At 68.7% G+C, this 25267-nt stretch carries 22 protein-coding genes; 18 read left to right on the top strand and 4 right to left on the bottom strand.

Going from position 1 to position 25267, the window contains the following annotated elements; translation table 11 throughout:
• The 3 genes from AC5Y3Z_RS21125 to AC5Y3Z_RS21115 all read left to right on the top strand — a co-directional run.
• Nucleotides 1–5119: SDR family NAD(P)-dependent oxidoreductase (locus tag AC5Y3Z_RS21125; protein WP_499918858.1), on the top strand; the 5119-nt coding region annotated here is incomplete at its 5' end.
• A gap of 10 nt (nucleotides 5120–5129) precedes the next feature.
• Nucleotides 5130–7673: a PEP-utilizing enzyme gene (locus tag AC5Y3Z_RS21120; protein WP_463824371.1), complete on the top strand. Its 2544-nt coding sequence runs from the start codon at nucleotides 5130–5132 to the stop codon at nucleotides 7671–7673.
• A gap of 49 nt (nucleotides 7674–7722) precedes the next feature.
• On the top strand, nucleotides 7723–9297 hold the full coding sequence (locus AC5Y3Z_RS21115; protein WP_463824370.1) for a PE family protein: 1575 nt from the start codon (nucleotides 7723–7725) through the stop codon (nucleotides 9295–9297).
• A 4-nt stretch (nucleotides 9298–9301) separates the two neighbouring features.
• Here the strand turns inward: AC5Y3Z_RS21115 and AC5Y3Z_RS21110 are convergent, their stop codons facing one another.
• The gene (locus tag AC5Y3Z_RS21110; RefSeq protein ID WP_463824369.1) at nucleotides 9302–9934 is read right to left on the bottom strand and encodes a TetR/AcrR family transcriptional regulator; all 633 of its coding nucleotides are present in this window, start codon (nucleotides 9932–9934) and stop codon (nucleotides 9302–9304) included.
• A gap of 93 nt (nucleotides 9935–10027) precedes the next feature.
• On the opposite strand from AC5Y3Z_RS21110, the gene AC5Y3Z_RS21105 reads away from it, so the two are divergent.
• Nucleotides 10028–11239, top strand: a complete 1212-nt coding sequence (locus AC5Y3Z_RS21105; RefSeq protein WP_463824368.1) for a cytochrome P450 — start codon at nucleotides 10028–10030, stop codon at nucleotides 11237–11239.
• Nucleotides 11240–11242: 3 nt separating this feature from the next.
• Here the strand turns inward: AC5Y3Z_RS21105 and AC5Y3Z_RS21100 are convergent, their stop codons facing one another.
• Nucleotides 11243–11893 (bottom strand): hypothetical protein, encoded by a 651-nt coding sequence (locus tag AC5Y3Z_RS21100; RefSeq protein ID WP_463824367.1) that lies wholly within the window; start codon nucleotides 11891–11893, stop codon nucleotides 11243–11245.
• 78 nt (nucleotides 11894–11971) lie between these two features.
• Here AC5Y3Z_RS21100 and AC5Y3Z_RS21095 point away from each other — a divergent pair, with 78 nt between their 5' ends.
• From AC5Y3Z_RS21095 to AC5Y3Z_RS21085, 3 genes are read left to right on the top strand one after another with little or no spacing between them, the layout of a single operon-like run.
• Entirely contained in the window at nucleotides 11972–13477 is a 1506-nt protein-coding gene (locus AC5Y3Z_RS21095; RefSeq protein ID WP_463824366.1) for a carboxylesterase/lipase family protein, read from the top strand.
• Nucleotides 13478–13482: 5 nt separating this feature from the next.
• Complete coding sequence (locus tag AC5Y3Z_RS21090) at nucleotides 13483–15501, top strand: DUF7064 domain-containing protein (protein WP_463824365.1); 2019 nt, start codon at nucleotides 13483–13485, stop codon at nucleotides 15499–15501.
• Nucleotides 15502–15527: 26 nt separating this feature from the next.
• The gene (locus tag AC5Y3Z_RS21085; protein ID WP_463824364.1) at nucleotides 15528–16016 is read left to right on the top strand and encodes a gluconokinase; all 489 of its coding nucleotides are present in this window, start codon (nucleotides 15528–15530) and stop codon (nucleotides 16014–16016) included.
• On the opposite strand, the gene AC5Y3Z_RS21080 is transcribed toward AC5Y3Z_RS21085, so the two are convergent.
• Complete coding sequence (locus tag AC5Y3Z_RS21080) at nucleotides 15985–17064, bottom strand: DoxX family protein (protein ID WP_463824363.1); 1080 nt, start codon at nucleotides 17062–17064, stop codon at nucleotides 15985–15987. The genes AC5Y3Z_RS21085 and AC5Y3Z_RS21080 overlap by 32 nt on opposite strands.
• A 109-nt stretch (nucleotides 17065–17173) precedes the next feature.
• Here AC5Y3Z_RS21080 and pncA point away from each other — a divergent pair, with 109 nt between their 5' ends.
• The 11 genes from pncA to AC5Y3Z_RS21025 all read left to right on the top strand — a co-directional run bounded on the left by pncA (nucleotide 17174) and on the right by AC5Y3Z_RS21025 (nucleotide 24490).
• A complete protein-coding gene (gene pncA / locus AC5Y3Z_RS21075) occupies nucleotides 17174–17734 on the top strand; it encodes a pyrazinamidase PncA (protein ID WP_463824362.1) in 561 nt (186 codons plus the stop codon).
• Entirely contained in the window at nucleotides 17734–18531 is a 798-nt protein-coding gene (locus AC5Y3Z_RS21070; protein WP_463824361.1) for a nuclear transport factor 2 family protein, read from the top strand. The genes pncA and AC5Y3Z_RS21070 overlap by 1 nt, the downstream gene beginning before the upstream one ends.
• A 127-nt stretch (nucleotides 18532–18658) precedes the next feature.
• Complete coding sequence (locus AC5Y3Z_RS21065) at nucleotides 18659–19483, top strand: DUF3097 domain-containing protein (protein WP_463824906.1); 825 nt, start codon at nucleotides 18659–18661, stop codon at nucleotides 19481–19483.
• Nucleotides 19484–19558: 75 nt separating this feature from the next.
• Nucleotides 19559–20083, top strand: a complete 525-nt coding sequence (locus tag AC5Y3Z_RS21060) for an OsmC family protein (RefSeq protein WP_463824360.1) — start codon at nucleotides 19559–19561, stop codon at nucleotides 20081–20083.
• A 9-nt stretch (nucleotides 20084–20092) separates the two neighbouring features.
• Nucleotides 20093–21160: an acyl-CoA dehydrogenase family protein gene (locus AC5Y3Z_RS21055; RefSeq protein WP_463824359.1), complete on the top strand. Its 1068-nt coding sequence runs from the start codon at nucleotides 20093–20095 to the stop codon at nucleotides 21158–21160.
• 1 nt (nucleotide 21161) lies between these two features.
• Nucleotides 21162–21749 carry an RNA polymerase sigma factor gene (locus AC5Y3Z_RS21050; protein ID WP_463824358.1) on the top strand — a complete coding sequence of 196 codons (588 nt, stop codon included), beginning with the start codon at nucleotides 21162–21164 and terminating at the stop codon, nucleotides 21747–21749.
• On the top strand, nucleotides 21746–22003 hold the full coding sequence (locus AC5Y3Z_RS21045) for a hypothetical protein (RefSeq protein WP_463824357.1): 258 nt from the start codon (nucleotides 21746–21748) through the stop codon (nucleotides 22001–22003). Before AC5Y3Z_RS21050 ends, AC5Y3Z_RS21045 begins: the two co-directional genes overlap by 4 nt.
• Nucleotides 22004–22069: 66 nt before the next feature.
• On the top strand, nucleotides 22070–22936 hold the full coding sequence (locus AC5Y3Z_RS21040; RefSeq protein ID WP_463824356.1) for a universal stress protein: 867 nt from the start codon (nucleotides 22070–22072) through the stop codon (nucleotides 22934–22936).
• Between the two features lie 76 nt (nucleotides 22937–23012).
• Nucleotides 23013–23357 carry a ferredoxin gene (gene fdxA / locus AC5Y3Z_RS21035; protein WP_463824355.1) on the top strand — a complete coding sequence of 115 codons (345 nt, stop codon included), beginning with the start codon at nucleotides 23013–23015 and terminating at the stop codon, nucleotides 23355–23357.
• Nucleotides 23358–23372: 15 nt separating this feature from the next.
• Nucleotides 23373–24260, top strand: a complete 888-nt coding sequence (locus AC5Y3Z_RS21030) for a universal stress protein (RefSeq protein ID WP_463824354.1) — start codon at nucleotides 23373–23375, stop codon at nucleotides 24258–24260.
• Between the two features lie 41 nt (nucleotides 24261–24301).
• Nucleotides 24302–24490, top strand: coding sequence for a hypothetical protein (locus tag AC5Y3Z_RS21025; protein ID WP_463824353.1), 189 nt, complete (start codon nucleotides 24302–24304; stop codon nucleotides 24488–24490).
• 12 nt (nucleotides 24491–24502) lie between these two features.
• Here AC5Y3Z_RS21025 and AC5Y3Z_RS21020 read toward each other — a convergent pair whose 3' ends face one another.
• Nucleotides 24503–25180 carry a PAS and ANTAR domain-containing protein gene (locus tag AC5Y3Z_RS21020; RefSeq protein ID WP_463824352.1) on the bottom strand — a complete coding sequence of 226 codons (678 nt, stop codon included), beginning with the start codon at nucleotides 25178–25180 and terminating at the stop codon, nucleotides 24503–24505.
• Between the last annotated feature and the right edge of the window lie 87 nt (nucleotides 25181–25267).

Raw genomic sequence — 25267 nt, 5'->3', positions numbered from 1 at the left:
TTCGGTCGAACTGGTGACCCAGGCGCGGCCGTGGCCGGCCGAACCGGCATCGGGCCGGGTGCGGCGTGCAGGTGTGTCCTCGTTCGGGATCAGTGGCACCAACGCGCACGTGATCATCGAGTCCGCGCCGGCTGTGGAAGTGGTCGACGCGGACGGGCCCAAACCGGCGGTGGTGCCATGGGTGGTGTCGGCGAAGTCGGCCCTAGCGCTGCAGGCGCAGGCCGCTCGCGTGGCCGATTACGTCACCGCCCACGCCGAGCTGGATGTCGCCGACATCGGCTGGAGCCTGGCGGGACGGTCGTCCTTCAAGCACCGGGCGGTGGTGGTCGGCGCCGACCGCGCAACGCTGCTGAACGGGCTCGCCGAGGTAGCGCACGGCGACCCGGCCGGCACTGCCATCCAGGGTGTGGCCCAACCCGGCGGCAAGACCGTCTTCGTCTTCCCCGGCCAAGGCGCCCAGATCCTGGGCATGGGCCGGGAATTGCACGCCACCTACCCGGTGTTCGCCGCGGCGTTCGACACCGTCGTCACCGAGCTGGATCGCCACCTGCTGCGCCCGCTGCGCGAGGTGATGTGGGGCACTGACGAAAACCTGCTGAATACCACGGAATTCGCGCAACCGGCGTTGTTCGCCGTCGAGGTCGCACTGTTCCGGCTGCTGGAATCCTGGGGTGTGCGAGCCGATTTCGTGATGGGCCACTCCGTCGGTGAGCTCTCGGCCGCCCATGTCGCCGAGGTGCTGGCACTGGAGAACGCCGCGGTCCTGGTCGCCGCACGCGGCCGGTTCATGCAGCGCCTCGACGCCGGCGGTGCCATGGTGGCGATCCAGGCCACGGAGGACGAAGTCCGTCCGCGCCTCAGCCCGGAGGTCAGCATCGCCGCCGTCAACGGCCCCGCCTCGGTGGTCGTCTCCGGCGCCGCGGCAGGGGTGGCCGCGGTCACCGAACACTTCCGCGCCGAGGGCCGCCGCGTGCACCAACTCGCGGTGTCGCACGCCTTCCATTCCCCGCTGATGGACCCGATGATCGACGAGTTCGGTGCGGTCGCGGCCGGACTTCCGGTCGGGCCGGCCAAGATCGCGGTCATCTCGAACCTGACCGGAGAACTCGTCGGAGACGACTTCGGCTCCGCTGCCTACTGGAAACGGCATGTCCGCGAATCGGTTCGCTTCGCCGACAGCGTCCGCTTCGCCCAATCGTCCGGCGCGACAAGGTTCCTCGAAGTCGGTCCCACCGGCGGTTTGACGGCCGCCATCCAGGAGTCACTGCCCGACGTCCCCGTCACCACCGTCTGTGCGCTGCGCAAGGACCGGCCCGAGCCGGTGACGCTGACCACTGCGGTGGCACAGGCTTTCGTCGCGGGCTCCCAGGTGGACTGGCAGGCCGTGCTGGGCCGTGCCCACTTCGTCGAACTGCCGACGTACGCTTTCGAGCGGCGCCGATTCTGGTTGTCCAACGGGACCGCCAACGTCGACGCGGCCGGTCTTGGGTTGACCGCCGGTGAACACGCGTTGCTCGGCGCCGTGGTCGACCTGCCGTCGTCGGGCGGAGTGGTGCTCACCGGTCGGCTGTCGTCGGCCACGCACGGCTGGTTGAAAGACCACGCCGTGGGTGGCGTGGTGATCTTCCCCGGCGCCGGTTTCGTGGAGCTGGTCATCCGCGCCGGCGATCAGGTCGGCTGCTCGATGGTCGACGAACTCACTTTGGCCGCACCGCTGCTCGTGCCGGAGGCAGGTTCGGTGGCGGTGCAGGTCGTCGTCGATGCCGCCACCGACACCGGCTCGCGTGCGGTATCGGTGTTCTCCCGCGCGGAGGGATCGGGATGGCTGCTGCACGCTGAGGGAACGGTCAGTTCAACACCCGCGCAGGGCGGTACCGATGTGACGGCGTGGCCGCCGGCCGGGGCCCAGCCGGTGGACATCGCAGGAACCTACGAGCGGCTCGCCGAATGCGGGTACGGCTATGGTCCGGGCTTTCAGGGCCTGACCGCGATGTGGCGTCGCGGTGAGGACCTGTTCGCGGAGGTGACGTTGCCGGACGCGGCCGGGGTGTCGCCGGCAGGCTTCGGGGTGCACCCGGTGCTGCTGGACGCGGCGCTGCACGCGCTGATCGCCGGCGACGACGCCGCACTCGAGCGCAGCGACGGAGTCCTGGTGCCGTTCGCCTGGCAGGGCGTATCCCTGCACGCCGCCGGTGCGTCAGCGGTGCGGGCCCGCATCATACCCACCGGGCCGTCGTCGGTGTCGCTGGAACTGACTGACGCGCTGGGGTTGCCGGTGTTGTCGGTGGCCTCGATGGTGGCCCGCCCGGTGACCGAGCAACAGCTCAAGGCGGCGCTGACGGGTGCCGGCGGCGACCGGCTCTTCGAGGTGGTCTGGTCACCGTCGCCGACGGTCGCGGCGACGAGCATTCCGCCGTACCAGGTCTACGAATCCACCCCCGCCGTTGGTGCCGGCCTCGCCGGTGTCTACCGCGCCACCCACGCGGCGCTGCGCGCCGTCCAATCGTGGCTGGCCGAGCACGAATCGGGGGTGCTGCTCGTGGTCACCCGCGGTGCGGTGGCGGCGCCCGGCGCGGATGTCGAGGATCTGGCCGGTGCCGCCGTCTGGGGCCTGGTGCGTTCGGCCCAGACCGAGAACCCGGGCCGGATCGTGTTGGTGGACACCGATGTACCCATCGGTGACGACGAGGCAGCTGCCGTCCTGGCGGTCGGAGAGCCGCAGGTGTTGCTGCGTGACGGCGTCACCCACATCGCGCGGGTGCACGGCAGTCGCGCGGTGCGCGCGCTGCTGACACCACCTGCCGACGGGCCGTGGCGGTTGGCCATGAGCACCGCGGGCACCTTCGATAACCTGCGCGCCGAACCGCTTCCCGACGTCGGCGACCCGTTGCCGCCGCGTCAGGTGCGGATCGCCACCAGCGCAATGGCCGCCAACTTCCGCGACGTGATGATCGCGCTGGGGCTCTACCCTGACCCGGATGCGGCGATGGGCGTCGAAGCCTCCGGCACGGTGATCGAAACAGGTTCGGATGCAAGCTGTTTCGCTGTCGGTGACCGGGTCGCCGGACTGTTCCCGGAGGGGACCGGAACCGTGGCCACCACCGACGAGCGGCTGTTGATCGGCATACCGGCAGGTTGGTCGGATGTCGAGGCGGCCACCGCCCCGGTCGTCTTCGCGACCGCGTACTACGCACTCAGAGTGCTGGCCGACGTGCAACCCGGCCAGCGGCTGCTGGTGCACGCCGCCGCGGGCGGCGTGGGCATGGCCGCGGTGCAGCTGGCCCGGCACTGGGGCGTGGAGGTCTTCGCCACCGCCAGCCGGGGCAAGTGGGACACCCTGCGCGCGTTGGGCTTCGACGACGATCACATCGCCGATTCGCGCAGCCTGGAGTTCGAGGGCAAGTTCAGTGCTGTCGCTGCCGCGAATGGCAGGGCCGCGGGATTCGACGTCGTGCTGGATTCGCTGTCCGGTGAATTCGTCGACGCCTCCCTGCGACTGGTCGCGGCGGGCGGGATCTTCCTGGAGATGGGCAAGACCGACATCCGCGATGCCGCCACCGTCGCCGAACAGCACCCGGGAGTGCGCTACCGCGCCTTCGACCTGTTCGAAGCCGGACCCGACCACATCCAGCAGCTGCTGGCCCAGCTGGCCGCGCTGTTCCGAGCGGGCGTGCTGAAGCCGTTGCCGGCCACCACGTTCGACGTGCGACGCGCACCCGCGGCGTTGCGCTACCTCAGCCAGGCCCGCCACGTCGGCAAGGTCGTGATGACCATGCAGTCGACCCTGGCAGAAGGCACCATCCTGATCACCGGCGGGACCGGTATGGCGGGTGCTGCGCTGGCCCGCCATCTGGTGCACCGCCACCGCGCAGGTCACCTGCTGTTGGTGAGTCGGCGCGGGCCGGACGCTCCGGGCGCGCTGGAATTGACCGCCGAGTTGACCGCCGCCGGCGCCGACGTGCAGGTAGTGGCCTGCGACGCCGCCGATCGGGACGCGCTGGCCCGGGTCATCGGCGACATCCCGGCACAGCATCCGCTGTCGACGGTGATCCATGCGGCGGGAACATTGGACGATGCGGTGATGACGTCGCTGACACCGGAGCGGGTGGACGCGGCGCTGCGGGCCAAGGTGGACGCGGCCTGGAACCTGCACGAATTGACCCGCGACCTGAAATTGTCGGCGTTCGTGATGTTTTCCTCGATCGCCGGCCTGGCGGGCGCATCCGGGCAGGCCAATTACGCGGCCGGCAATTCGTTCCTGGACGCGCTCGCTGCCCACCGGCACGCGCAGGGCCTGCCCGCCGTCTCCCTCGGCTGGGGGTTGTGGGAACAGTCCGGCGGTTTGGCTGCGGGGTTGGGGCAGGCCGATCTGGCCCGCTTCGCCCGGGACGGAATCGTGGCGATGTCGTCGCAGGAAGCGCTGGAATTGTTCGACACCGCAGTCATTGTCGACGAGCCGTTCCTGCTGCCCGCCCACATCGACCTGGTGGCGCTACGGGCCAAGTTCGATGCGGGAACGCTGCCGCCGATGTTCGTCGACCTGATCAATGCGCCGGCGCGCCGCCAGGTCGACGACTCGCTGGCCGCCGCGAAGTCGAAATCCGCGCTGCTGCAACGGCTGGAGGGACTGGCCGAGGATGAGCAGCATGCCTTACTGCTGGATCTGGTGCGTTCACATATCGCCACCGTGCTCGGTAGCGGCACACCTGAGTCCATCCACCCGGACCGGGCCTTCCAGGAACTGGGCTTCGATTCGCTGACCGCGGTCGAGATGCGCAACCGACTCAAAGCTGCCACCGGTCTGCCGCTTTCGCCGACGCTGATTTTCGACTACCCGAACTCGGCGGCCCTGGCCGGCTACTTCCACCGCGAGCTGCTCGGCACCGACGGGCAGGAGGACCGGGCGACAGCAGCGCCCGGCGAAGAGGAGCTGCAGCGGGTCGTCGCGTCCATCCCCGTCAAACGGCTGCGCCAGGCCGGCGTGTTGGATCTGTTGCTGGCGCTGGCCGACGAAACCGCGAGCGCCGGCAACGGCGCGGTTCAATCCGGCCAGAAGGACATCGCCGAGATGGACCTCGACGACCTGGTCAACGCGGCATTCATGGACGACGACGAATAGTGGCGATTAAGTGAGGATTGCCGTCACCGGGGCCGGCGGAGTGCTGGGCCGCGGCCTGGTGACCGGGTTGCTGAACCAGGGTCACCAGGTCATCGGTATCGACCGCCGGCGGCCCGAGAGCTGGCCCGCCGCAGCTGAATTCGTTACCGCTGAGAGCCGCGACGCCACGGTGCTGCGGCGTGCCGCCGCGGGAGCGGATGTCGTCGTGCTGCTCGAGCTGGCGCCCGAAGGCATCGTCGATGTGGTCGCGGCCGGAGCCCAGCGCATCGTGTTCGTCTCCTCGGCGCAGGTCTACGGCGATGCGACCGGACCGGTGACCGAGGACGCCGCGGTCAATCCGGTAACTCTGGCCGGTTGGCGATCGGCGCAGACCGAGGCGGTGCTTGCCGCGTCCGGCACGCCGTGGGTGGCGATCCGACTGCCGCTGGTGGTGGGCCGCGGCGTCGACGATGAACTGCGCCGGCTCGCCGCGCGCCCGGTGCTGCCCGTCGCCTCGACCGACCGGCGAGTGCAGGTGGTGCACACCGATGATGTGCTGCGGCTGCTGACGCTCGCCGTACTGGGCGACGAAAAGTGCTCCGGCGCAATCCATCTGGCCGCAGTCGGTTCGCTGACGTGGCGTCAGTTCGCGGCGGCGCTGGGACGTCCGGTCCTGCCCGTCGGCGCCAGGCTCGCCGCCCTCGGGCGTCGGGCCATGCTGCCGGACGCGGCGCTGCTGGACACCTCGCGGTTACATGACGCCTGGGGATTCACCCCGGCTTGGACCGCCGAAGAATGCCTGCAGGATTTCGCGCTGGCGGTGCGAGGCCGAGTCGCGGTGGGCCGGCGGGTGTTCGCGCTACCGTGGCGGCTGGCCCCCGTCCAGGACCTGCCCGCCGTCGACACCCCCGCCGACGACGGCGTGGTGCCCCGGCTGGCCGGCCCCGCCGGTGACAACGGCGAATTCGACACCCCGATCGACCCGCGGTTCCCGACCTTCCTGGCCACCAATTTGTCCGAGGCGCTACCCGGTCCGTTCTCGCCGTCGTCGGCATCGGTGACGGTGCGGGGATTGCGTGCCGGCGGGGTGGGCATCGCCGAACGGCTGCGGCCCGGTGGGGTGGTGCAGAAGGAAATCGCGATGCGCACCGTCGCGGTGTTCGCGCACCGGCTGTACGGGGCCATCACGTCGGCGCACTTCATGGCCGAAACAGTGCCGTTCGCCAAGCCCGCCACAATCGTCAGTAACAGCGGATTCTTCGGTCCCAGCATGGCGTCGCTGCCGATCTTCGGTGACGAACGTCCGCCGTCGGAGACGAATCCGGTGCGCCGGCAGCTGCGCACCGTGCGCAATATCGGCGTGTTCGGCGTCAACCTGGTGGGACTGAGCGCCGGTTCGCAGCTGGACACCGATGACTACCTCGCCGACGTGCAGCGACTGGAGCAACTGGTCGGCGACGACGTGACCCGGCTCGGTGATCGCCGGCTGCGCAGCCTGATCCTGCTGGCCCGCGACCACGTGGTGCACGGCTGGCTGCTGGCCTCCGGGTCGTTCATGCTGTGCGCCGCGTTCAACGTCCTGTTGCGGGGGCTGTGCGGTCGGGAGGCCGCGCCGACCGCCGGACCGGAGCTGGTCAGCGCCCGATCCGTCGAAGCGGTGCAGCGGCTGGTGGCGGCCGCGCGGCGTGACCCGACGGTGCTTCGGGTGCTCGCCGAACCCGGTGCGCGGCTGGGCAAGCTGGCCGTCGAGGCGCCGGAGTTTCATGCCGCGGTGTTCGCCGAGCTGGCACTGATGGGCCACCGTGGCCCGGCCGAGGTCGAGATGCTCTCCACGAGCTACGCCGACGATCCCGAGTTGCTGGTCAGGATGGTGACCAAGGCCCTCGACGCCCCGCCCGCTCCCACGCCCGAGCATGCGTCGATCCCGTTGCACGCCAAGCCCGTTGCGGTGTTGGCAGCCCGCCAGCTGCGTGACCGCGAGGTACGGCGGGACAGGATGGTGCGCGCCATCTGGGTCCTTCGTGGGCTGCTGCGCGAGTACGGACGCCGGATGGTCGAGGAGGGTGTGTTCGGATCCGTGGACGATGTGTTCTACCTGTTGGTGGACGAACTCGACGCGTTGCCCGCGAATGTGGGTGATTTGGTGGCCAGGCGCCGCGCCGAGCAACGCCGGCTGGTGGCCGTCGTCCCGCCGACCGTGTTCAGCGGAACCTGGCAGCCCACCACCTCGTCGGCGGCGATGCTGGCCGGCGGGGACACGCTGCGCGGCGTCGGCGTCTGTGGTGGCCGGGTGCGCGGCCGGGTGCGCATCGTCCGTCCGGAGACCATCGACGACCTGCAACCGGGTGAGATCCTGGTCGCCGAGGTCACCGACGTCGGTTACACCGCCGCGTTCTGCTACGCCGCCGCGGTGGTCACCGAGCTCGGCGGCCCCATGTCGCACGCAGCCGTCGTGGCCCGCGAGTTCGGGTTCCCGTGTGTGGTCGACGTGCGGGACGCCACCCGGGTGTTGCCGGCCGGGGCGCTCGTCGAGGTCGACGGCACGACGGGCGAAATCCACCTGCTCGAACTCTGATAGCGCTACTCTGTGCTGCACGTCCGCCGGGATCCGGGGAGGTGCGCCGATGTCGTCCGTGGTTACCATGCCTGAGACGATGGCTGCCGCCGCGGCGCAGTTGACGCGGCTGGGGTCAATGGTCAACGCGGCCAACGCAATTGCCGCGTCCCCGACACTGGAGGTGCTCGCGGCGGGCGCCGATGAGGTGTCTGCCGCCATTGCGGCGGTGTTCGGCCGCCACGCGCTGGGATACCAGTTGGTGAGTGCGCAGGCCGCAGCTTTCCACACCGAGTTCGCGGCGGCGCTCGCCGGGGGTGCCGCGGCGTATGCGGGGGCCGAGGCGGCCGCCGCGGCGCCGCTGACCGACCTGCTGAACCTGATCAACGCGCCGTTCCAGTTGATTTTGGGCCGCCCGTTGATCGGCAACGGCGCCGACGGCGCGGCCGGGACCGGCGCCGACGGTGGGGCCGGCGGATTGTTGTTCGGCAACGGCGGCGCCGGCGGGTCGGGCGGCGGGGTTCATCCCGCCGGTGGCCGGGGTGGTGCGGCGGGTTTGCTCGGCAACGGCGGCACCGGGGGTGCGGGGGCGGTCGGCGCTGTCGGTGGTTCCGGCGGAAACGGTGGCTGGTTGTTCGGTAACGGCGCGACCGGGGGCGCCGGCGGGGACGCTCCCGCCGGGATCGGTGGGCTCGGCGGCGCCGGCGGCCAGGCGATGCTGTTCGGGGCGGGCGGCACCGGCGGTGCCGGCGGCTTGGGTGCCAACGGCGGCGGCAACGGTGGAGCCGGCGGTTGGGGTGGTCTGCTCGTCGGCAACGGAGGCGCCGGCGGCCCGGGCGGACTGGCGACGGCGGCAGGTAACGGCGGGGTGGGCGGCGCCGGCGGCAGCGCCTGGTTGATCGGTGACGGCGGCGCCGGTGGGCACGGCGCCGCGGTCACGGCAGCCGCGGACACCGGCGGGCTCGGTGGTTTCGGCGGCGCCGGCGGTAACGGCGGATTGTTGCTGGGCAACGGCGGCAGTGGAGGCGGCGGCGGGACCAGTGCAGCGGGCGGCGTCGGCGGCGCCGGCGGGCTGGGTGGCAGTGCCGGGTTGATCGGCGCGGGTGGTGCCGGTGGCGGCGGCGGACTGGGCGGCGGGCACTTCAGCGAAAACGGCGGCATCGGGGGCAGCGGCGGTGCCGGTGGCTGGTTGTTCGGCAACGGTGGTGCCGGGGGGTCCGGTGGCGACGCGTTGACCCAGGCGATCGGGGTCGGCGGCAACGGCGGTGCCGGCGGTGCGGGTGGTGCCGCCAGGCTGCTCGGCGAGGGCGGGATCGGCGGGGTGGGCGGTGCCGGCGCGCCCGCTGACAGCACGGGCGGTGCCGGTGCGCGCGGTGGTCGCGGTGGTTCCGGCGGCTGGTTGTTCGGCAATGGTGGGGGCGGTGGCCGCGGCGGTGCCGGGGGGTCGGCCGGTGCCGGTACCGGTGGGCCGGGCGGCAGCGGCGGCGACGGCGGATCCACCACGTTGATCGGTGACGGTGGCGACGGGGGAGCCGGTGCCGGCGGCGGCCCGGGTACGACCGTCGGCGCCAACGGGACCGGCGGGAACGGTGGCGTGGGCGGGTTGCTGTTCGGCAGCGACGGAACCCCCGGCGCATCCGGGTGACGGGTTAGATCGACCAGGTGTTCGGGTCGGGCGCAAAACAGAAGGCGGGGGCAGGCGGCAACGGTCGCCTCGGGTCATTGGAGATCGCGTCGATGACGAGCGCGAGATAGCGTCGCCACCCGTCGCTGGCTGGTTCCATCGTCGACAGCACGCCGTAGAGCATCGCGATCAACCGCGGCAAATCGTCGGCGACGACGTCGGACCGGATGCGGCCGACTCGTTGGCCGCGCCGGACCAGCTCGCCGAGTGCCTCGTTCAGGGTGTCAGAGACGTCCGGTGTCAGTGAGCCGGCCCGCCGCGCTGCGATCAACAGAGATTGTTCGCGGGCGCCGAGGGTGACCGCCGCCTCGATCAGCTGTGTCAGACCGCGCACTGGATCGGCACTGCGAACGGCGGCCTCGATGGCCGGGCCCAGGTTCTCGACGATGCTGTGGTCCAGGGCGGCCCGGACCAATTCGCCCTTGGTGGGAAATCGGCGGTACAGGGTGCGCTCGCCGACGCCAGCTCGACGCGCGACCGCCTCCACCGGCGCGTCCGGCCCGATCTCGCCGTAGACCTCCCGCGCGGCGCGCAGGATCCGCTCGACGTTGCGCGCGGCATCGGCCCGCAGCGTCGGCCGGTCCTGAACGGCTGTCACCGCTACAGGGTAACGGGCTGTTGACTGCCGGTGCGGGCAGCTCTACGCTCGGATAACTGACAGTCAACTGACACTTGTTGGGAATCATCGTTCATGGCAACAACTTCCGATGTCCGATCCGAACCGGACCTTCCGGTCATCCCGGTCCCGCGCTCGCCGCAGTGCCCGCTCACGCCGCCCGCCGAATTCGGCACCTGGCGAGACGAGGCCGGGCTACGCAAAGTCATGTGGCACGGTCAAGAGGCCTGGATGGTCAACCGGTACCAGGACATCCGGGCGGCGCTGGTCGATCCGCGGTTGTCAGCCGACACCATCCCCGATTTCCTCAAACCGCAGCACACCGAGAACGCGCCGATCATGTTCGCCCGGATCGATGATCCCGAGCACCATCGGCTGCGCCGGATGCTGACCAGCAATTTCACCTTCCGGCGCACCGAGGCGATGCGGTCACAGATTCAGCAACTGGTGGACCATTACCTCGACCGGATGATCAGCAACGGACCCCCGGCGGACCTGGTCCGCGACTTCGGGCTGCCGGTCCCCTCGCTGGTGATCGCGCTGCTGCTCGGCGTGCCGCCGGAAGACCTCGAACTGTTCCATCACCACACCACGGTCGGCCTGGACGTCAAGTCCTCCGACGAGGAAAAGGCACAGGCCTTCATGGCCATGTACGCCTACATTCAGGAACTCGTGGACCGCAAGGAACACGAACCCGGTGACGACCTGATCAGCCGCCTGGTCACCGACTACGTCATGACCGGACAGCTCACCCGCGAGACGGCGGGGATGAGCAGCGTCATCATGATGCAGGCCGGTCACGAAACCACGGCCAACATGATTTCGCTGGGAACGGTTGCGCTACTCGAGCATCCCGATGTCTATCGTCGCCTGGGGGAGACCGACGATAAGGCGGTGATCGCCAACATCGTCGAGGAACTCATGCGCTACCTGTCCATCGTGCACAGCCAGGTGGATCGGATCGCGACCGAAGACTTCGAGCTCGGTGGTCAGCTGATCCGCGCCGGAGATGCGTTGCTGATGAACCTGCCCGCCGGGAACTGGGACGAGACGTTCGTCGACCATCCAGACGATCTCGATGTCGATCGAAATACCCGCGGCCACTTGGGCTTTGGTTACGGTGCGCACCAGTGCATCGGAGCGAACCTGGCCCGGGTCGAGATGCAGGTCGCGTTCGCGACGTTGGCGCGCCGACTGCCCGACCTGAAACTTGCGGTGCCGGCAGCAGAACTGCGGTTCAAGGAATCCGACATCTACGGCATGAAAGAGCTACCGGTCAGCTGGTGACGGTCAGGGGCAGTTGAAGGCAACCCCGACACCCTCGGGCGCCGGCACCGAACTCAGGCACCCGAACGGTTCGATCCCCGCGGCGCTGAACCGAGCCGCGGACTGATGGGCGTAGTTCACGCAGAACAAGCCGACTTGGTCTGCGCGGCAACGAAAGTCGTCAAACGCCACCGAGGCTCCGTTGGCCAGTTCGGCTCCGGTACCGTTGAGGAAAGGTCCCGGATCGGCGCGGGCGGAGCCGACCTGCAGGTGGCTGCCGTCGAAATCGACCCAGCCGCCTTTCCACTCACCGTAGGCGGTCTCGGGTCGGGGCGGGGGGTTGGTGAGCTCGACCAGACAGGACAGCAGACCGGCGGTGTGCTTGGCGTCGGTCGTGCATTTCGCTTTGCCCCCCGAGGCACTGAACGCGGTGTCCGCACCGATCTTGTAGCCCGTGGCTTCGGCGGGGCGACCAGCTTCGATCCAGGCGATCACGGCAGCGACCGGAGCGCCGGCAGCAGGTACCGCCGCCGACGGCGGGTTGGCTTGTGACGGAATCTTGGTCACGGTCGAACTGGCCGCGCTGCTGGTCTGCGAAGGACCGGCATGGTCCCCACCGGTCTGCGAGCAGCCGGCAACCAGCAGTGTCACTGCCACCAGCACGGCGTTGCGCATTCCGACAGGTTATCCGCCGCGCCCAGAGATTCGGGCTTCGGTGCGCACTATGTACGTAGTGTCGGATACCGTCGGTCTATGCATGAGCGCACTGTCCGCGCCCGCACCACCGCCGGCACCGTCGAAGGCTTCACCCGCAACGGCGTCAACCGGTGGCGATCCATTCCCTACGCCCGGCCACCGGTAGGCCCGCTGCGCTACCGCGCGCCCCAGCCCGCGCAGCCCTGGTCCGGGGTCCGGCACTGTCACGGGTTCACCAACTGCGCACCGCAGCAGCGTCGCTATACCCTGCTTGGTGTCGGCAGGTACCAGCCGATGAGCGAAGACTGCCTCACCCTCAATGTCGTCACTCCCGAACAGGGGCACGACGAACCGTTGCCGGTCATGGTCTTCGTGCACGGCGGCGGCTACATCCTGGGCAGTTCGGCTACCCCGATCTACGACGGGGCCGCGCTGGCCCGGCGCGGCTGCGTCTACGTGTCGGTCAACTACCGGTTGGGCGCCCTCGGTTGTCTGGACCTGTCGGCGTTGTCCACCGCGGATGTCACCATCGACAGCAACCTCTACCTGCGCGACCTGGTGCTGGCGTTGCGCTGGGTCAAGGACAACATCGCCGGGTTCGGGGGTGACCCGGACAACGTGACGATCTTCGGGGAGAGCGCCGGCGCGCACATCACTGCGACACTGCTAGCCGTTCCCGCCGCCGCGGGACTGTTCCAGCGGGCGATCTCGGAGAGCCCGGCAGCCGGTATGACGCGTTCGCAGGAGGTCGCCGCCGAGTTCGCCGACCGTTTCGCCCAGCTGCTCGGCGCGAACCGCCAGAATGCGGCCGAGGCGGTGATGCGGGCGTCGGCAGCCGAGTTGATCGACACGCAGCACCGGCTCATCGATCAGGGCATGCAACAGCGGCTGGGTGCCTTCCCGATCGGTCCGGTCTTCGGCGACGACGTTGTGCCGGTCGATCCGATCGAGGCGATGCGGTCCGGCCAGGCGCACCAGGTCCCGCTGATCGTGGGCACCAACGCCGACGAGGGACGCCTGTTCACCCGCTTCCTCGGCATGTTGCCGACCAATAAGGCGATGGTCGAAGCGCTGCTCGCCGACTTGGAACCCGCTGCGCGCGAACGCATTACCGCCGCCTACCCCAGGTATCCACATTCCTCGGCCTGCATCCAGCTGGGTGGTGATTTCGCGTTCAGTTCCGCGGCCTGGCAGATCGCCGAGGCGCACGGCGCGCACGCGCCCACGTATCTGTACCGGTACGACTACGCGCCCCGGACGCTGCAGTGGTCGGGGTTCGGCGCCACGCACGCCACCGAACTGTTCGCCGTCTTCGACATCTACCGGACCCGGTTCGGCGCGCTGCTGACCGCCACCGGCGATCGGCGTCCCGCACTCAAAGTCAGCAACCAGGTACAACGGCGCTGGCGGGCGTTCAGCCGTACCGGGGTACCGGGGGACGACTGGCCGGTCTACACCCACGCCGACCGTGCCGTGCTGGTGATCGACCGGAAAACCCGCGTCGAGTTCGATCCGCATCAGCACCGCAGACTGGCCTGGGACGGCTTCTCCCTGGCACGCTGACCGGTATGGCGTCTCCCTACACAGACCAGGCTCTCGAGCGACCCGGCGACCTCACTGCCGAGTGGCTGACCGCGACGCTGCGCGCCGGTACCGTCACCGACTTCACCGTCGAACGCATCGGCACCGGCCAGATGAGCGAGTGCTACCGCATCGCGCTGACGTACGCCACCGACGCCACCCCCGATGTCGACCGCCCGCAATCGGTGGTGCTCAAAGTCGCCGCCACCGACCCGGTGAGCCGGCAGACCGGCCTGGCGATGGGACTCTACGAGCGCGAAGTCCGGTTCTATCGCAGCATCGCACCGCGCCTGGGTGGGGCGATCGCGCCGTGCTACCACGCCGCTGTCGACGTCTCGACCGGGATCTTCGATCTGTTGCTCGACGATGCTGGTCCCGCCACTGCGGGTGATGAAACCGCCGGTGCCACAACCGATCAGGCGTTGCTGGGGGTCACTGAGCTGGGCCGGTTGCAGGGCCCCCTGCTGGGGGATGCGACCCTGGCTGACGCGCAGTGGCTCGACCGGGATTCGCCGCTCAACCAGGCCATGGTCAGCGCGTTGTACGCCGACTTCGTCACCCGGTACGGCGACCAGATCGCACCGGAACATCGTGAGGTCTGCGAGCGCCTGGTGGGATCGTTCGACGGATATGTGGCCGAAGAAGCCGCCCGCGGCGGAATTCAGGGCCTGGTGCACGGTGACTACCGGCTGGACAACATGCTGTTCGGCGCCCCGGGCGCCAACCGGGCGCTCACTGTCGTCGACTGGCAGACCGTCTCCTGGGGTCCGGCGCAGACCGATCTGGCCTACTTCCTGGGCTGCGCCCTGCCGGTGGCGGACCGTCGCGCCCAGTATGAGGACCTGCTGCAGGCCTACCATCAGGCGCTGGGGCCGCAGTCACCCATCACCTTGGCAGAAGTCCGGGAAGGTGTGCGCCGGCAGAGTTTCTTCGGCGTGATGATGGCGATCGTCTCGTCCATGCTGGTCGTGCAGACCGAACGCGGCGACCGCATGTTCATGACGCTGCTGCAGCGGCACTGCCAGCACGTGTTGGATACCGACGCGCTGGCCACCCTGCCCGCCGCGGCGGTGCCGGAACCGCTACGACCTTCGCCGCAGGACGAACTCGCCCACGCCCCCACCGACGAACCGTTGTGGAGCGAGAGCTGGTACGCCGATTTCGTCTGCGCGGCAGAAGGATTGGGGGGCTGGTTTCGTCTCGGCCGGATAGCCAACGAACAGCAGGCCTGGATACAGGCACTGCTGTGTGGGCCTGAGCTGCCTACCGTCGCCGTCGACTGCACAGTACCGCTACCGCAAGACCCGTGGCGGGCGCGAACCGAGACCCTCGAACTCACCCACGCAGCCGACGAGCACCTGCAGACCTACCGGGTCGACCTGCGTGCACAAGGGCAGTCCTATGCCGACCCGTCGGCGTTGCTGCGCGGCGAGCCGGGCGAGCCGGTCGAGGTCGCGATGGACCTGGTCTGGACGACCGTCGGAATCCCCTACCAATACCGGCTGACCGCCCGATATGAGATCCCGTGCACCGTCACAGGTGCCGTCACCGTCAAACATGCTCGCTACCAGCTGGATTCGGTGCCAGGACAACGCGACCACTCCTGGGGGGTGCGCGATTGGTGGAGCATGGACTGGATGTGGAGCGCGATACACCTGCAGGACGGCACCCACCTGCACGGCTTGAGTCTGCAGATACCGAACACGCCGCACATCAGTATCGGCTACGCCCAGGACGCAGCGGGCGGCATTGTCGAGCTGAGCACCGTGACAATTCGAGAAGCGTTCGGCGTCAACGGTTTACCGGAGGACACCACGTTGACGCTGGAACCGGTTGGGATCACCGCGGCCGTTTCGGTGCGCGCGCACGCACCGGTACGGCTGACCGCCGTCAACGGACGAGTGAGCCAGTTCCCGCGGGCCTGGGTCGAGGTCACCACCGCCGACGGCCGCAGCGGCGTCGGCTGGATGGAATGGAACCGCAGCCGCGTCGAACCGGCTCCGTGAGCCGCGTACGCGGTCCGATAGTCGTGATGGGCGTATCCGGATCGGGCAAGACGACCGTGGGCGCCGCGCTGGCGCAGCGAATGGCGGTGCCGTTCCTGGACGCCGACACCCTGCACCCGCCGGCCAACATCGCGAAGATGCGTGCGGGTGAACCGCTGACCGACGCCGACCGGCACCCCTGGCTGGAACGCGTCGGCGCCTGGCTCGCCGAACACGGCGACGGCGTGGCCGGCTGCTCGTCGCTCAAACGCAGCTACCGCGACCAACTACGCAAACACAACGACACGGCACGGTTTCTGCACCTGCACGGCACACCCGAGCTGATCGCCGCACGCCTGCAGGCCCGGTCCGCCCACTTCATGCCGGCCGCATTACTGCAGTCGCAATTCGACGCCCTGGAGCCGCTGGCCCCGGACGAAAGCGGTGTCGTGGTGGAACTCAGCGAGCACCAGGACGTCGAGACGATCGTGACTGCGTTCCTTGCTAACGACGCCAGCGCTTGCGACGACTGCTGAGCTCGTCGTCGATCCGGTCCCGCGCCGTCTCTGCGAGTTCGTTGCCGCGCGCGACCGCCCGATCGGCGAGTTCGCTGCCCCGGTGCGCGGCACGGTCGGCGAGTTCGCTGCCCCGGTGCGCGGCGCGGTCGGCGAGTTCGCTGCTGCGTGCCGCCGCCCGGTCGGCGATCTCGGCACCGCGGTGCCGGGCGGTCTCGGCGAGCTCGAGACTGCGCGCCTGCGCGGTGTCGGCCAGTTTCTTGCTGCGCTTGCGGGCCTTCTTGGCATACGGCGCGCTCTTCTCGACCGCAGTGCTGGCCAGCTCTTCACTTCGTTTGCGCGCTTTCTTCGCATACGGTGCGCTCTTCTCGGCGGCGGTGCTGGCCAGTTCGCGGCTGCGCTCCAGCGCGGCTTCGGCGAGCGGTGCGCTCTTCTCCGCGGCGGTGCTGGCCAGTTCGCGGCCCCGCTCCAATGCGGCTTCGGCGTACGGTGCGCTCTTCTCGGCGGCGGTGCTGGCCAGTTCGCGGCTGCGCTCCGCCCCGACCTGCAGGCCGTGCACGATGCGCTCGGCCACGTCGGAGTCGAGCAGCGAGTCACTCGACCCGGACACCCGCTCGGAGAGTCGCTCGGCCGCCCGTCGGCCCCGCCAACCCAACGACGGCTTACCCGCGGTGTCGGCGGAGGCGATGATCAGCCCGCCCAGCAGGCTCACGTCGCCCAGGAAGGCACGCCGCTTCTCGGCCTTGCGCTCGGGGTCGGTTTCGGTCCAGAACTGGTGTGTCCCAAGGTTGCCCGGAATGACTGTCAGAGCCAGCGCCGCCGACGCCAACCGCGGCAGCCGACCTGCGGCGAGCAGCACCCCGCCGCCGATCTGTACCGCCGCGTTGATCTGAGCGAACGTCTCGGGGTCAGACGGGATGTTGGCACTCACTGACTCGGGCAGCGCCTGCAAACCGTCGACGGTCGGTTGTGCGGCTTGAGCTGCGGGTTTCGGGTTAAGCAACGCCTCCACCCCTTGGCCGATGAAGACAGCTGACAACATGGGTCGCGCGATTCGTCGGATCAACATGGCCGCTGTGTTCCCCGGCCGGACAGCCCACAAACCGCCGGATTCATGCCAATCCACCCCGACTCCCGAGCACCTACCAGCACCAGTCCGACGACGCTAAGGTTTACTCGTGCGGGCGCTCATCATCGTCGACATGCAGAACGATTTCTGCGAGGGCGGAGCTGTTGCGGTCACCGGTGCACATGCGCTGAGCCTGGCGATCAACGAGTACCTCACCGCCCATTGCGATTACGACCACGTCGTCGCCACCAAGGACTTTCACATCGACCCCGGCGACCATTTCTCCGACCATCCTGATTACGCCTCGTCCTGGCCGCCGCACTGCCGCGCGGGCAGCCTGGGCGCGGAATTCGACGCCGCCCTCGACACCGGCCCCATCGAGGCGGTCTTCCGCAAAGGCGCCTACGCGGCGGCGTACAGCGGATTCGAAGGCGTCGACGAAATCGGGACCGCACTGCTGGATTGGCTGCGCCTGCGCGACGTCGACGCGGTCGACGTGGTCGGTGTCGCCACCGATCACTGTGTGCGGCACACCGCCTGCGACGCGGCCAGGTCCGGCTTGACCACCACGGTGCTGCTGGGTCTGACTGCCGGCGTATCGGCGGACGCCACCGCCCGCGCGCTGGCCGAGATGCGCACTGCCAGCATCGAGTTGGTCGGGAGCCGCTGATGGCCACGCCGGACCGAGCTGAACTGCTGGCCACTGTCGAGCGGTCGCCGCAGGCGGTGGCTGCGCACGACCGCGCCTCCTGGGTGCAGGTTTTCGCCGCCGACGGTCGCATCGAGGACCCGGTGGGATCGACTCCGCACGTCGGGCACGACCAGATCTATCGTTTCTACGACACCTTCATCGGTCCGCGGGACATCACGTTTCATCGCGACCTGGACATCGTGGTGGGCCACACCGTTCTGCGCGATCTCGAACTCGAAGTCGGGATGGGACCGGCGGTCACCATGCGCATTCCGGCCTTCCTGCGTTACGACCTGCGCAAGGTCGGCGATCAGTGGCAGGTGGCCCGGCTGCGGGCGTACTGGGAGTTGCCGGCAATGATGCTGCAGTTCCTCAAGTCAGGGACGCGCGCCCTGCCACCGGGTGTGAACCTGGCCCGGGGATTGCTCGGCAATCAGGGTCCGCTCGGCACCGTCGGCTTCATGGCGGGTTTCCGTCGGGTCGGCGCGCGGCACAAGAAGTTGCTGGAGAACTTCCTCGGTGCGCTGGCACGGGGTGAGCAGGGCGTCGCGTCCCGGGCGTTGGCGGCCACGGCCACCATCACGCTGGGTGACGAGGAGGGCATCGACCTCGCCCAACTCGTCGACCAACTGCGGGATGCCAAGTGGACCAAGGTGATCGGGGCCGGGCCAACCGTGGCGGTGTCGATCGACACCCGCCGCGGACGCGGCATCTTGTTCGCCGACGTGGCATGGCGCGGCGACCGGATCAATCAGATCCGTTACTTTGCAGCTTGATTCACCGTGTCCGGCCACTCATTCGCGCGGCGCCGACTGTCGACACCTCTGCCGCGAGGGTGAAAGCGGCGACGCGCCCACGGCGTGTCCCGTCGTGAAATTCACGATCGGCAAGAACTATTGCCGGGTGATGGATCGCTATGGAACCGATGTCCTGGCCGGAGGTGCGCGGCGCAAACCCCGCTCTGTAGAACACCCCGTCGAGACGGGCATGGTCGTCGAGGACGCCCAGACCGGCTACGTCGGCGCGGTGGTCCGCGTCGAGTACGGCCGCGTCGACCTCGAGGACCGGCACGGCAAGACCCGCGGTTTCCCACTGGGTCCGGGTTTCCTGCTGGACGGCCAACCGGTGATCCTCACCGCACCGCGCCGGGCAGCACCGGCCCCGCCTGCGCGGACGGCGTCCGGGTCGGTCGCCGTGCCGGGCGCGCGGGCCCGGGTGGCGCGTGCCAGCCGCATCTACGTGGAAGGCCGCCACGACGCGGAGCTGGTCGCCCAGGTGTGGGGTGCGGACCTGAAACTCGAAGGTGTGGTCGTCGAATATCTGGGCGGGGTCGACGATTTGGTAGGGGTCGTAGCCAAGTTCCGGCCAGGTCCCGGGCGCCGGTTGGGGGTGCTGGTCGATCACCTGGTCGCCGGGTCGAAAGAGTCGCGCATCGCCGAGGCTGTGCGACAAGGCCCCGGCGGCGCCGACACCCTGGTGGTCGGGCATCCCTTCGTTGACATCTGGCAGGCCGTCAAACCGCAGCGGCTGGGCCTGGAGTCCTGGCCGACGGTGCCGCGGACCATCGAGTGGAAGTGCGGGGTCTGTCAGGCGCTCGGCTGGCCGCACGCCAACCAGGCCGACATTGCCCGGGCCTGGCAGCGGATCAGGTCCAGGGTGCGCGACTGGAACGACTTGGAGCCGGCGCTGATCGGCCGCGTCGAAGAGCTCATCGACTTTGTGACGTAGCTCACCGTCACGTTCTCCGGTCGGGCCGGCACTAACGCTTCGAACAGCACATCGCCTGCAGAAGTGGAGGACGTCATGACCAACGCGCTCGTCATCGATGCTCAAGGTCTGGACCGCCTGTCGTGCAACGCCAAGGCCGACCCCAGCACGGGCCGAAAGACCCTGAAAGCCAAGACGGTCTGCGAGTCCGGGTTCCGCAACATGACCTACGTGCGCGATCTGGCGCCGATGCTGGTCGGCGAACCGCCGGCGCTGCTGGGCGACGATTCGGCGCCCAACCCGTCCGAGGCCTGCCTGGCGGCGCTCGGCTCGTGCATCTCGGTCGGATTGCTGGCCAATGCCACCCACCGCGGGGTGACCCTGACCAAGATCGAGGTCGAGATGGAGGGCGACATCGACATCTCCGCCGTGTGGGGCGTCGGTGACACTCCGGACGGCAAAGTGCTGGGCATCACCGACGTGCGCTGCACGGTGACATTGGCCGGCGACGCCGACGATGCAACGCTGCAAGAGATCCACGACAACGCCATCGCCTGGTCGCCCGTGGTGAATACATTCAGGCGTCCCGTAACTGTCGACTCGGAACTTTCGATCGGCTAGGCAGACAGAGTGACAACCACGATCGACGCCACGACCGGCCTGCTCGACCCCGATCTGTTGGCAGACATCCGTGCCCGGGCCGACGCATTGGACCGCGGTGCGGACACTGCGCGCCGCAGCTTCGCCGGCCTGGGTGCCGCGGGTCTGCTCGGGGCGGGAGCACCGGGCAATGCGGACGGCAAGCTGGGCCGGATGGCCGAGGTGATCAAGGCGATCTCCGGGGAGTGCATGAGCACCGGGTTCTCGGTGTGGGCCAACCGCATGACGGTGGAGTACCTGCTTACGGCGGCAACGCCATTCAGCCTCGCAGCGGTGCAGCCGCTGCTGGCCGGCACCGCACTGGGGGTGACCGGCATGGCCGCCGCCTTCAAGGAGTCGGCCGGGTGCGGCAACCTCGAACTCACCGCCACAGCGGTCGACGGCGGCTACCGGGTGAGCGGTCCGATCCGGTGGGCGTCGAACTTGTACGAGGACTCGCTGCTGGTGACCGCGGCACGTACCGACCGAGGCGAGCAACTGATCGTTGCGCTGCCGCTGCGGACCGCAGGTGTCACGGTAGGAGACCGGTTCACGTTGCTGGCGATGGACAGCACGGCGTCGTCGTATCTCAACTTGTCCGACGTGCACGTCCCCGCCGAACAGGTGTTGTCCACCGATTTCGAGGAGTTCCTTGCCGCGGTGCGGCCGACCTTCCTGGTGCTGCAGTCCGCCATGTGCATCGGTTTGGCGAAAACCGCTGTGGCCCAAGCCAGGTCGGGGTTGTCCGGGGTGAATGCGGTATACACCGACGAGGTCGACACGCTGGGTCACCAGCTCGTTGCAGCAGAGACGCGGCTGACCGAAATGGCCGATGCGGTCGGGGGAGAACGGGCGCCCGGCAAGAGGGAACTGCTGAAATTGCGCCTCGATTCTGCCCAAATGGCCAGTGCCGGAGCAGCTTTGGAGGTCCGCACTGCCGGCGGCAAAGGCTACGCGAGCAGGACGCCCGCCAGCCGCCGCTACCGGGAGGCCGCGTTCATCCCGGTGCAGTCGCCGTCGGAGGCTCAGTTGCGCTGGGAACTGGGCCGCTGCCCTTGAGATGGCGCTGAGCGAGCACTCGGTCGGCGGATTCTCGCTGGCCGGCCTGGTACGCGACTATCACCGGCCGATGGTGAAGTTCGCCTGCACGATGGTCAGTTCACCCGCGATGGCCGAAGAGGTGGTGCAGGAGGCCTGGATCCAGGTGCTCAGGTCAGCGGAGTCGTTCGAGGGCCGCTCCTCGATCGCCACCTGGTTGTTCGGAATCGTCAAGCACACCGCGTTGCGGCACCGTCGTCGGGAAACCCGGATCCGCGAACACGAGGTGCTCTCCGAGGACGACGATCCGCTGTCGGGCCGGATGCACCCGGCGGGTCACCCCGACGCCGGGCACTGGAGCCTGCCGCCGTCGAGACGGTTCCTGCCGGAAGACCGGACCGTGCAACGCGAACTCGTCGGATTCGTGCGGGCGGCACTGGACACGCTGCCGGTGCGGCAGCGCCAGCTGATCATCCTGCGCGACCTGGTCGGCACGTCGTCGGAGGAAGCCGCCGAGATCCTGGAACTGTCGGCCGACGCGCAGCGCGCGCTGCTGTATCGCGCCCGAGGGAACCTTCGCAACGAACTGGAAAGGCGGTATCAACGATGACCGTCTACGACGACTCCGTGCCCGCCATCGACTGCGTCGAACTCGTCCGGCTCGTCGACGACCTGGTCGACTCCGACCCGCGCCAGTGGGACGCGATCGTGGCCAGGCATCTGGCCGACTGCCCACCGTGCCTGGTCTATCTGCAGCAGATGCTGGACCTCAAGGCGCTGCTCAGAATCGTCTCGGACGGTCAGCACCTGAGCGACACCGACGTGCTGGGCATCATCGACACACTGCTTCGCGACGGCCGCTAGAACCCGAGTCTCAACGTCAGCCCAGGCCCAACGCCCGGCGGCAGGGGTCTCGTAGTATCGGGCCTTGTGGCGAAATACGGGATCCTGGTCGCGGTCGACGGTTCGGCCGAGTCCGACGCGGCCCTGGCATGGGCGACCCGCGAAGCCGCCCTGCGCGATGTGCAGCTCACCCTGCTGCACGCGGTCGCACCCGTCGTCGTCGGCTGGCCGGTGGGTCAGCTCTATACCGAGATGCCGGCGTGGCAGAAGGACAACGCCGACGAGGTCGTCGCGCACGCTCGCAAGACAGTGTCCGAAACCGGGACCGAACCGCCCGAAGTCCACGTGGAGGTGGTCTACGCCAACGCGGTTCCGTCGCTGATCGAAGCATCCGAACAGGCCCAGCTGGTGGTGGTGGGCAGCCAGGGGATGGGTGCGTTGGGCCGGATGCTGCTGGGTTCGGTCACGGCGGCGCTGCTCCAGCACGCGCATTGCCCGGTCGCGGTCATTCGGTGCGGCGACGGCATCGTTGCCCCGGACCCGCACGCACCCGTGCTGGTGGGTATCGACGGTTCGCCGGCGTCGGAGGCCGCGACGGCGTTCGCGTTCGACGAAGCCTCCCGCCGCGGCGTCGACCTGGTCGCGCTGCACGCGTGGAGCGATGTCGGGGTCTTCCCGGCGCTGGGCATGGATTGGCACGAGCGCGAGGGCGAGGGACAACAGGTGCTCGCCGAACGATTGGCCGGCTGGCAGGAGCGGTATCCCGACGTCCACGTGCAGCGATCGCTGGTCTGCGACACGCCCGCGAAGTGGCTGCTGGATGCGGCCGAGCGGGCCCAGTTGGTCGTCGTCGGAAGCCGCGGCCGCGGCGGATTCACCGGGATGCTGCTGGGCTCGGTCAGTTCGAGGGTCGCGCACGCCGCGCGGGTGCCAGTGGTTGTGGTCCCCTCCTGAAAAGGGGTCTTTGGTCCTTCTCGTTGAGGGCCTTGGATAGGCGCGGGGGCTGACGGTTGCCGCATACCGTGACACCATGACCTATGTAATCGGCAAGGAATGCCTGGACGTGGCCGAGAAGTCCTGCGTGCAGGAATGCCCCGTTGACTGCATCTATGAAGGCGCCCGAACGATGTACATCAATCCCGACGAGTGTGTCGACTGCGGAGCCTGTAAGCCGGCCTGCCGGGTGGATGCCATCTATTGGGAAGGCGATCTTCCGGAGGACGAGTTGATCCACCTCGACGACAACGCGGCGTTCTTCCGCCAGATCCTGCCCGGTCGCAGCGCCGCGCTCGGATCACCAGGCGGTAGCGCGGTGGTGGGTCGGGTGGGTGTCGACACGCCACTGATCGCAGCCATGCCGGCCAACAACACCTGATCGGAGGGCCGCGAGATGACGGCAGCCGGGAACATCAAGGCCGACGGGGTCGTGGTCGGCGCCGACGGTTCGCCTGCATCGAACGCGGCTGTCGTATGGGCGGCCCGCGATGCGGCCCTCAAGAACATCCCGTTGACCGTCGTGCACGTGGTCAACACCGACGTGTCGACCTGGCCGCCGATGCCCTACCCGGATACCTGGACGGTCTGGCAGGAAGACGGCGGACGCAAGATCGTCGCCGAGGCGGTCCAGCTCGCCGAGAAATCCGTCCCACCGGACCGCAAGCTGACCGTCAACAGCGAACTGATCTTTGCCACCCCGGTGGCCACGATGATCGAAATCTCAACACACGCAAATCTTTTGGTGGTGGGATCGTCTGGTCGGGGAGCCGTGGCCCGGTTGTTGCTCGGTTCGGTCAGTTCCAGCGTGGTGCGGCACGCCAAGTGCCCGGTCGCTGTCATCCACGACGAAGATCCGCTGATGCCCAATCCGCTCGGTGCGCCGGTGCTGCTGGGTATCGACGGGTCGCCGGCATCGGAAGCGGCGACCGCGCTGGCTTTCGACCAGGCCTCGCGCCGGGGCGTCGAACTCATCGCGCTGCACGCCTGGAGCGACCGGGAAGTGATCGAGCTGCCGGGACTGGACTGGTCGCAGGTCAAGGTTGAAGCCGAGCTCAGTCTGGCCGAACGGCTGGCCGGTTGGCGGGAGCGGTATCCAGACGTCACCGTTTCCCCGGTCGTGGTGTCCGATCGTCCGGCCCACCAACTCGTCGCGCGATCGGAATCGGCTCAACTCGTCGTCGTGGGCAGTCACGGGCGAGGTGCCATCGCCGGGGCGTTGCTGGGTTCGGTGAGCAACGCGGTGGTGCACTCAGCGCGGATGCCGGTGATCGTCGCCCGGTGATCACCCGGGTTGAAACCCGGCCCCGTGGGAACCCCTGTGGCATGGCTGAATTCAGAGTTATGGACCCGCACGGTGAAGTCGTCGCGACCAAGGAGATCGAAAGCGCCGAAGATGCCCACGCCTGGTTCGTCGACCAGGTCGCCGACAACTCCGAGCTGGGCTGGCGTCTGGAGGTCAACGCAGACGGAGAATGGTCGTTCTTCGACGACACCGAGGGCGCATCGAACTGAAGGGCTGAAACCTCAGGTAGTGGTGCGGCCGACCCGCCGGTGTGCGGTCAGCAGCAGCTGGTCGAAGTCATTCTTCGGGGCAACTGCGGGCGTTACGGTGCGGAAGTCCCTGACGATCTGTTCGGCCAGCGCCCGCAGCTTGATGTTGGATTCCTGGGACAGCCACTTCAGTAGATCGAACGCCGCATCGTCGTCGATGCCGTAGATCAGCATCAACATGCCTTTGGCTTGTTCGATGGCGGCGCGGTTCTCGGCGATCTCCGCCAACTTCGCGGTGACCAGTGCTTCTTGCGCCCGGCCGGCGATGGGGGAGACGTCGACATAGAAGCCATGGGTGCCGATCACCTCTCCGTGATCGTCGAGGAGCTGGTCGCTCACCACGACGACGTGGTGCACCTGTCCGGTGGCGTCGATGATGCGGTGACGCGTGCGCCACGCTCTGCCGGTTTTCACCGTGTCCGCGATGGCTGCGGCGACCTTGTCGCGATCGTCGGGATGTTTGTGCGACAGCACCAGTTCGGTGGTGGGTTTGATGCTGCCCGGTTGGTAGCCGTGCATCAGCTGCAGTTGGTCTGACCATTCCCAGCGCTGGTCGGCGATGAAGAACCGAAACGAACCCTGTCGCTGGGACGCCCCCTCGGACGCGGCCTGTCCCGGTGGTGTCGTCGGACCCTCGAGATCTCTGGACATCGCGGACGCCGCCTTCCCTAGATTCAGTTGCACAGCTGCACCGGCCGGTGCCGCTTGACGCGGTGCGGGCGCGGCCGTAGCGCCGGC

It is taken from the genome of Mycobacterium sp. NGS61 (assembly GCF_059812325.1).
Note: the sequence above shows the minus strand (reverse complement) of the source record. Positions and strands in the feature narration are given on the sequence as shown.

Coding starts and splice junctions, on each gene's coding strand:
- AC5Y3Z_RS21115 (WP_463824370.1), top strand. CDS start 7,723: ATGTCGTCCGTGGTTACCATGCCTGAGACGATGGCTGCCGCCGCGGCG.
- AC5Y3Z_RS21105 (WP_463824368.1), top strand. CDS start 10,028: ATGGCAACAACTTCCGATGTCCGATCCGAACCGGACCTTCCGGTCATC.
- AC5Y3Z_RS21100 (WP_463824367.1), bottom strand. CDS start 11,893: ATGCGCAACGCCGTGCTGGTGGCAGTGACACTGCTGGTTGCCGGCTGC.
- AC5Y3Z_RS21095 (WP_463824366.1), top strand. CDS start 11,972: ATGCATGAGCGCACTGTCCGCGCCCGCACCACCGCCGGCACCGTCGAA.
- AC5Y3Z_RS21090 (WP_463824365.1), top strand. CDS start 13,483: ATGGCGTCTCCCTACACAGACCAGGCTCTCGAGCGACCCGGCGACCTC.
- AC5Y3Z_RS21085 (WP_463824364.1), top strand. CDS start 15,528: ATGGGCGTATCCGGATCGGGCAAGACGACCGTGGGCGCCGCGCTGGCG.
- AC5Y3Z_RS21080 (WP_463824363.1), bottom strand. CDS start 17,064: ATGTTGATCCGACGAATCGCGCGACCCATGTTGTCAGCTGTCTTCATC.
- AC5Y3Z_RS21070 (WP_463824361.1), top strand. CDS start 17,734: ATGGCCACGCCGGACCGAGCTGAACTGCTGGCCACTGTCGAGCGGTCG.
- AC5Y3Z_RS21060 (WP_463824360.1), top strand. CDS start 19,559: ATGACCAACGCGCTCGTCATCGATGCTCAAGGTCTGGACCGCCTGTCG.
- AC5Y3Z_RS21050 (WP_463824358.1), top strand. CDS start 21,162: ATGGCGCTGAGCGAGCACTCGGTCGGCGGATTCTCGCTGGCCGGCCTG.
- AC5Y3Z_RS21045 (WP_463824357.1), top strand. CDS start 21,746: ATGACCGTCTACGACGACTCCGTGCCCGCCATCGACTGCGTCGAACTC.
- fdxA (WP_463824355.1), top strand. CDS start 23,013: ATGACCTATGTAATCGGCAAGGAATGCCTGGACGTGGCCGAGAAGTCC.
- AC5Y3Z_RS21030 (WP_463824354.1), top strand. CDS start 23,373: ATGACGGCAGCCGGGAACATCAAGGCCGACGGGGTCGTGGTCGGCGCC.
- AC5Y3Z_RS21025 (WP_463824353.1), top strand. CDS start 24,302: ATGGCTGAATTCAGAGTTATGGACCCGCACGGTGAAGTCGTCGCGACC.
- AC5Y3Z_RS21020 (WP_463824352.1), bottom strand. CDS start 25,180: ATGTCCAGAGATCTCGAGGGTCCGACGACACCACCGGGACAGGCCGCG.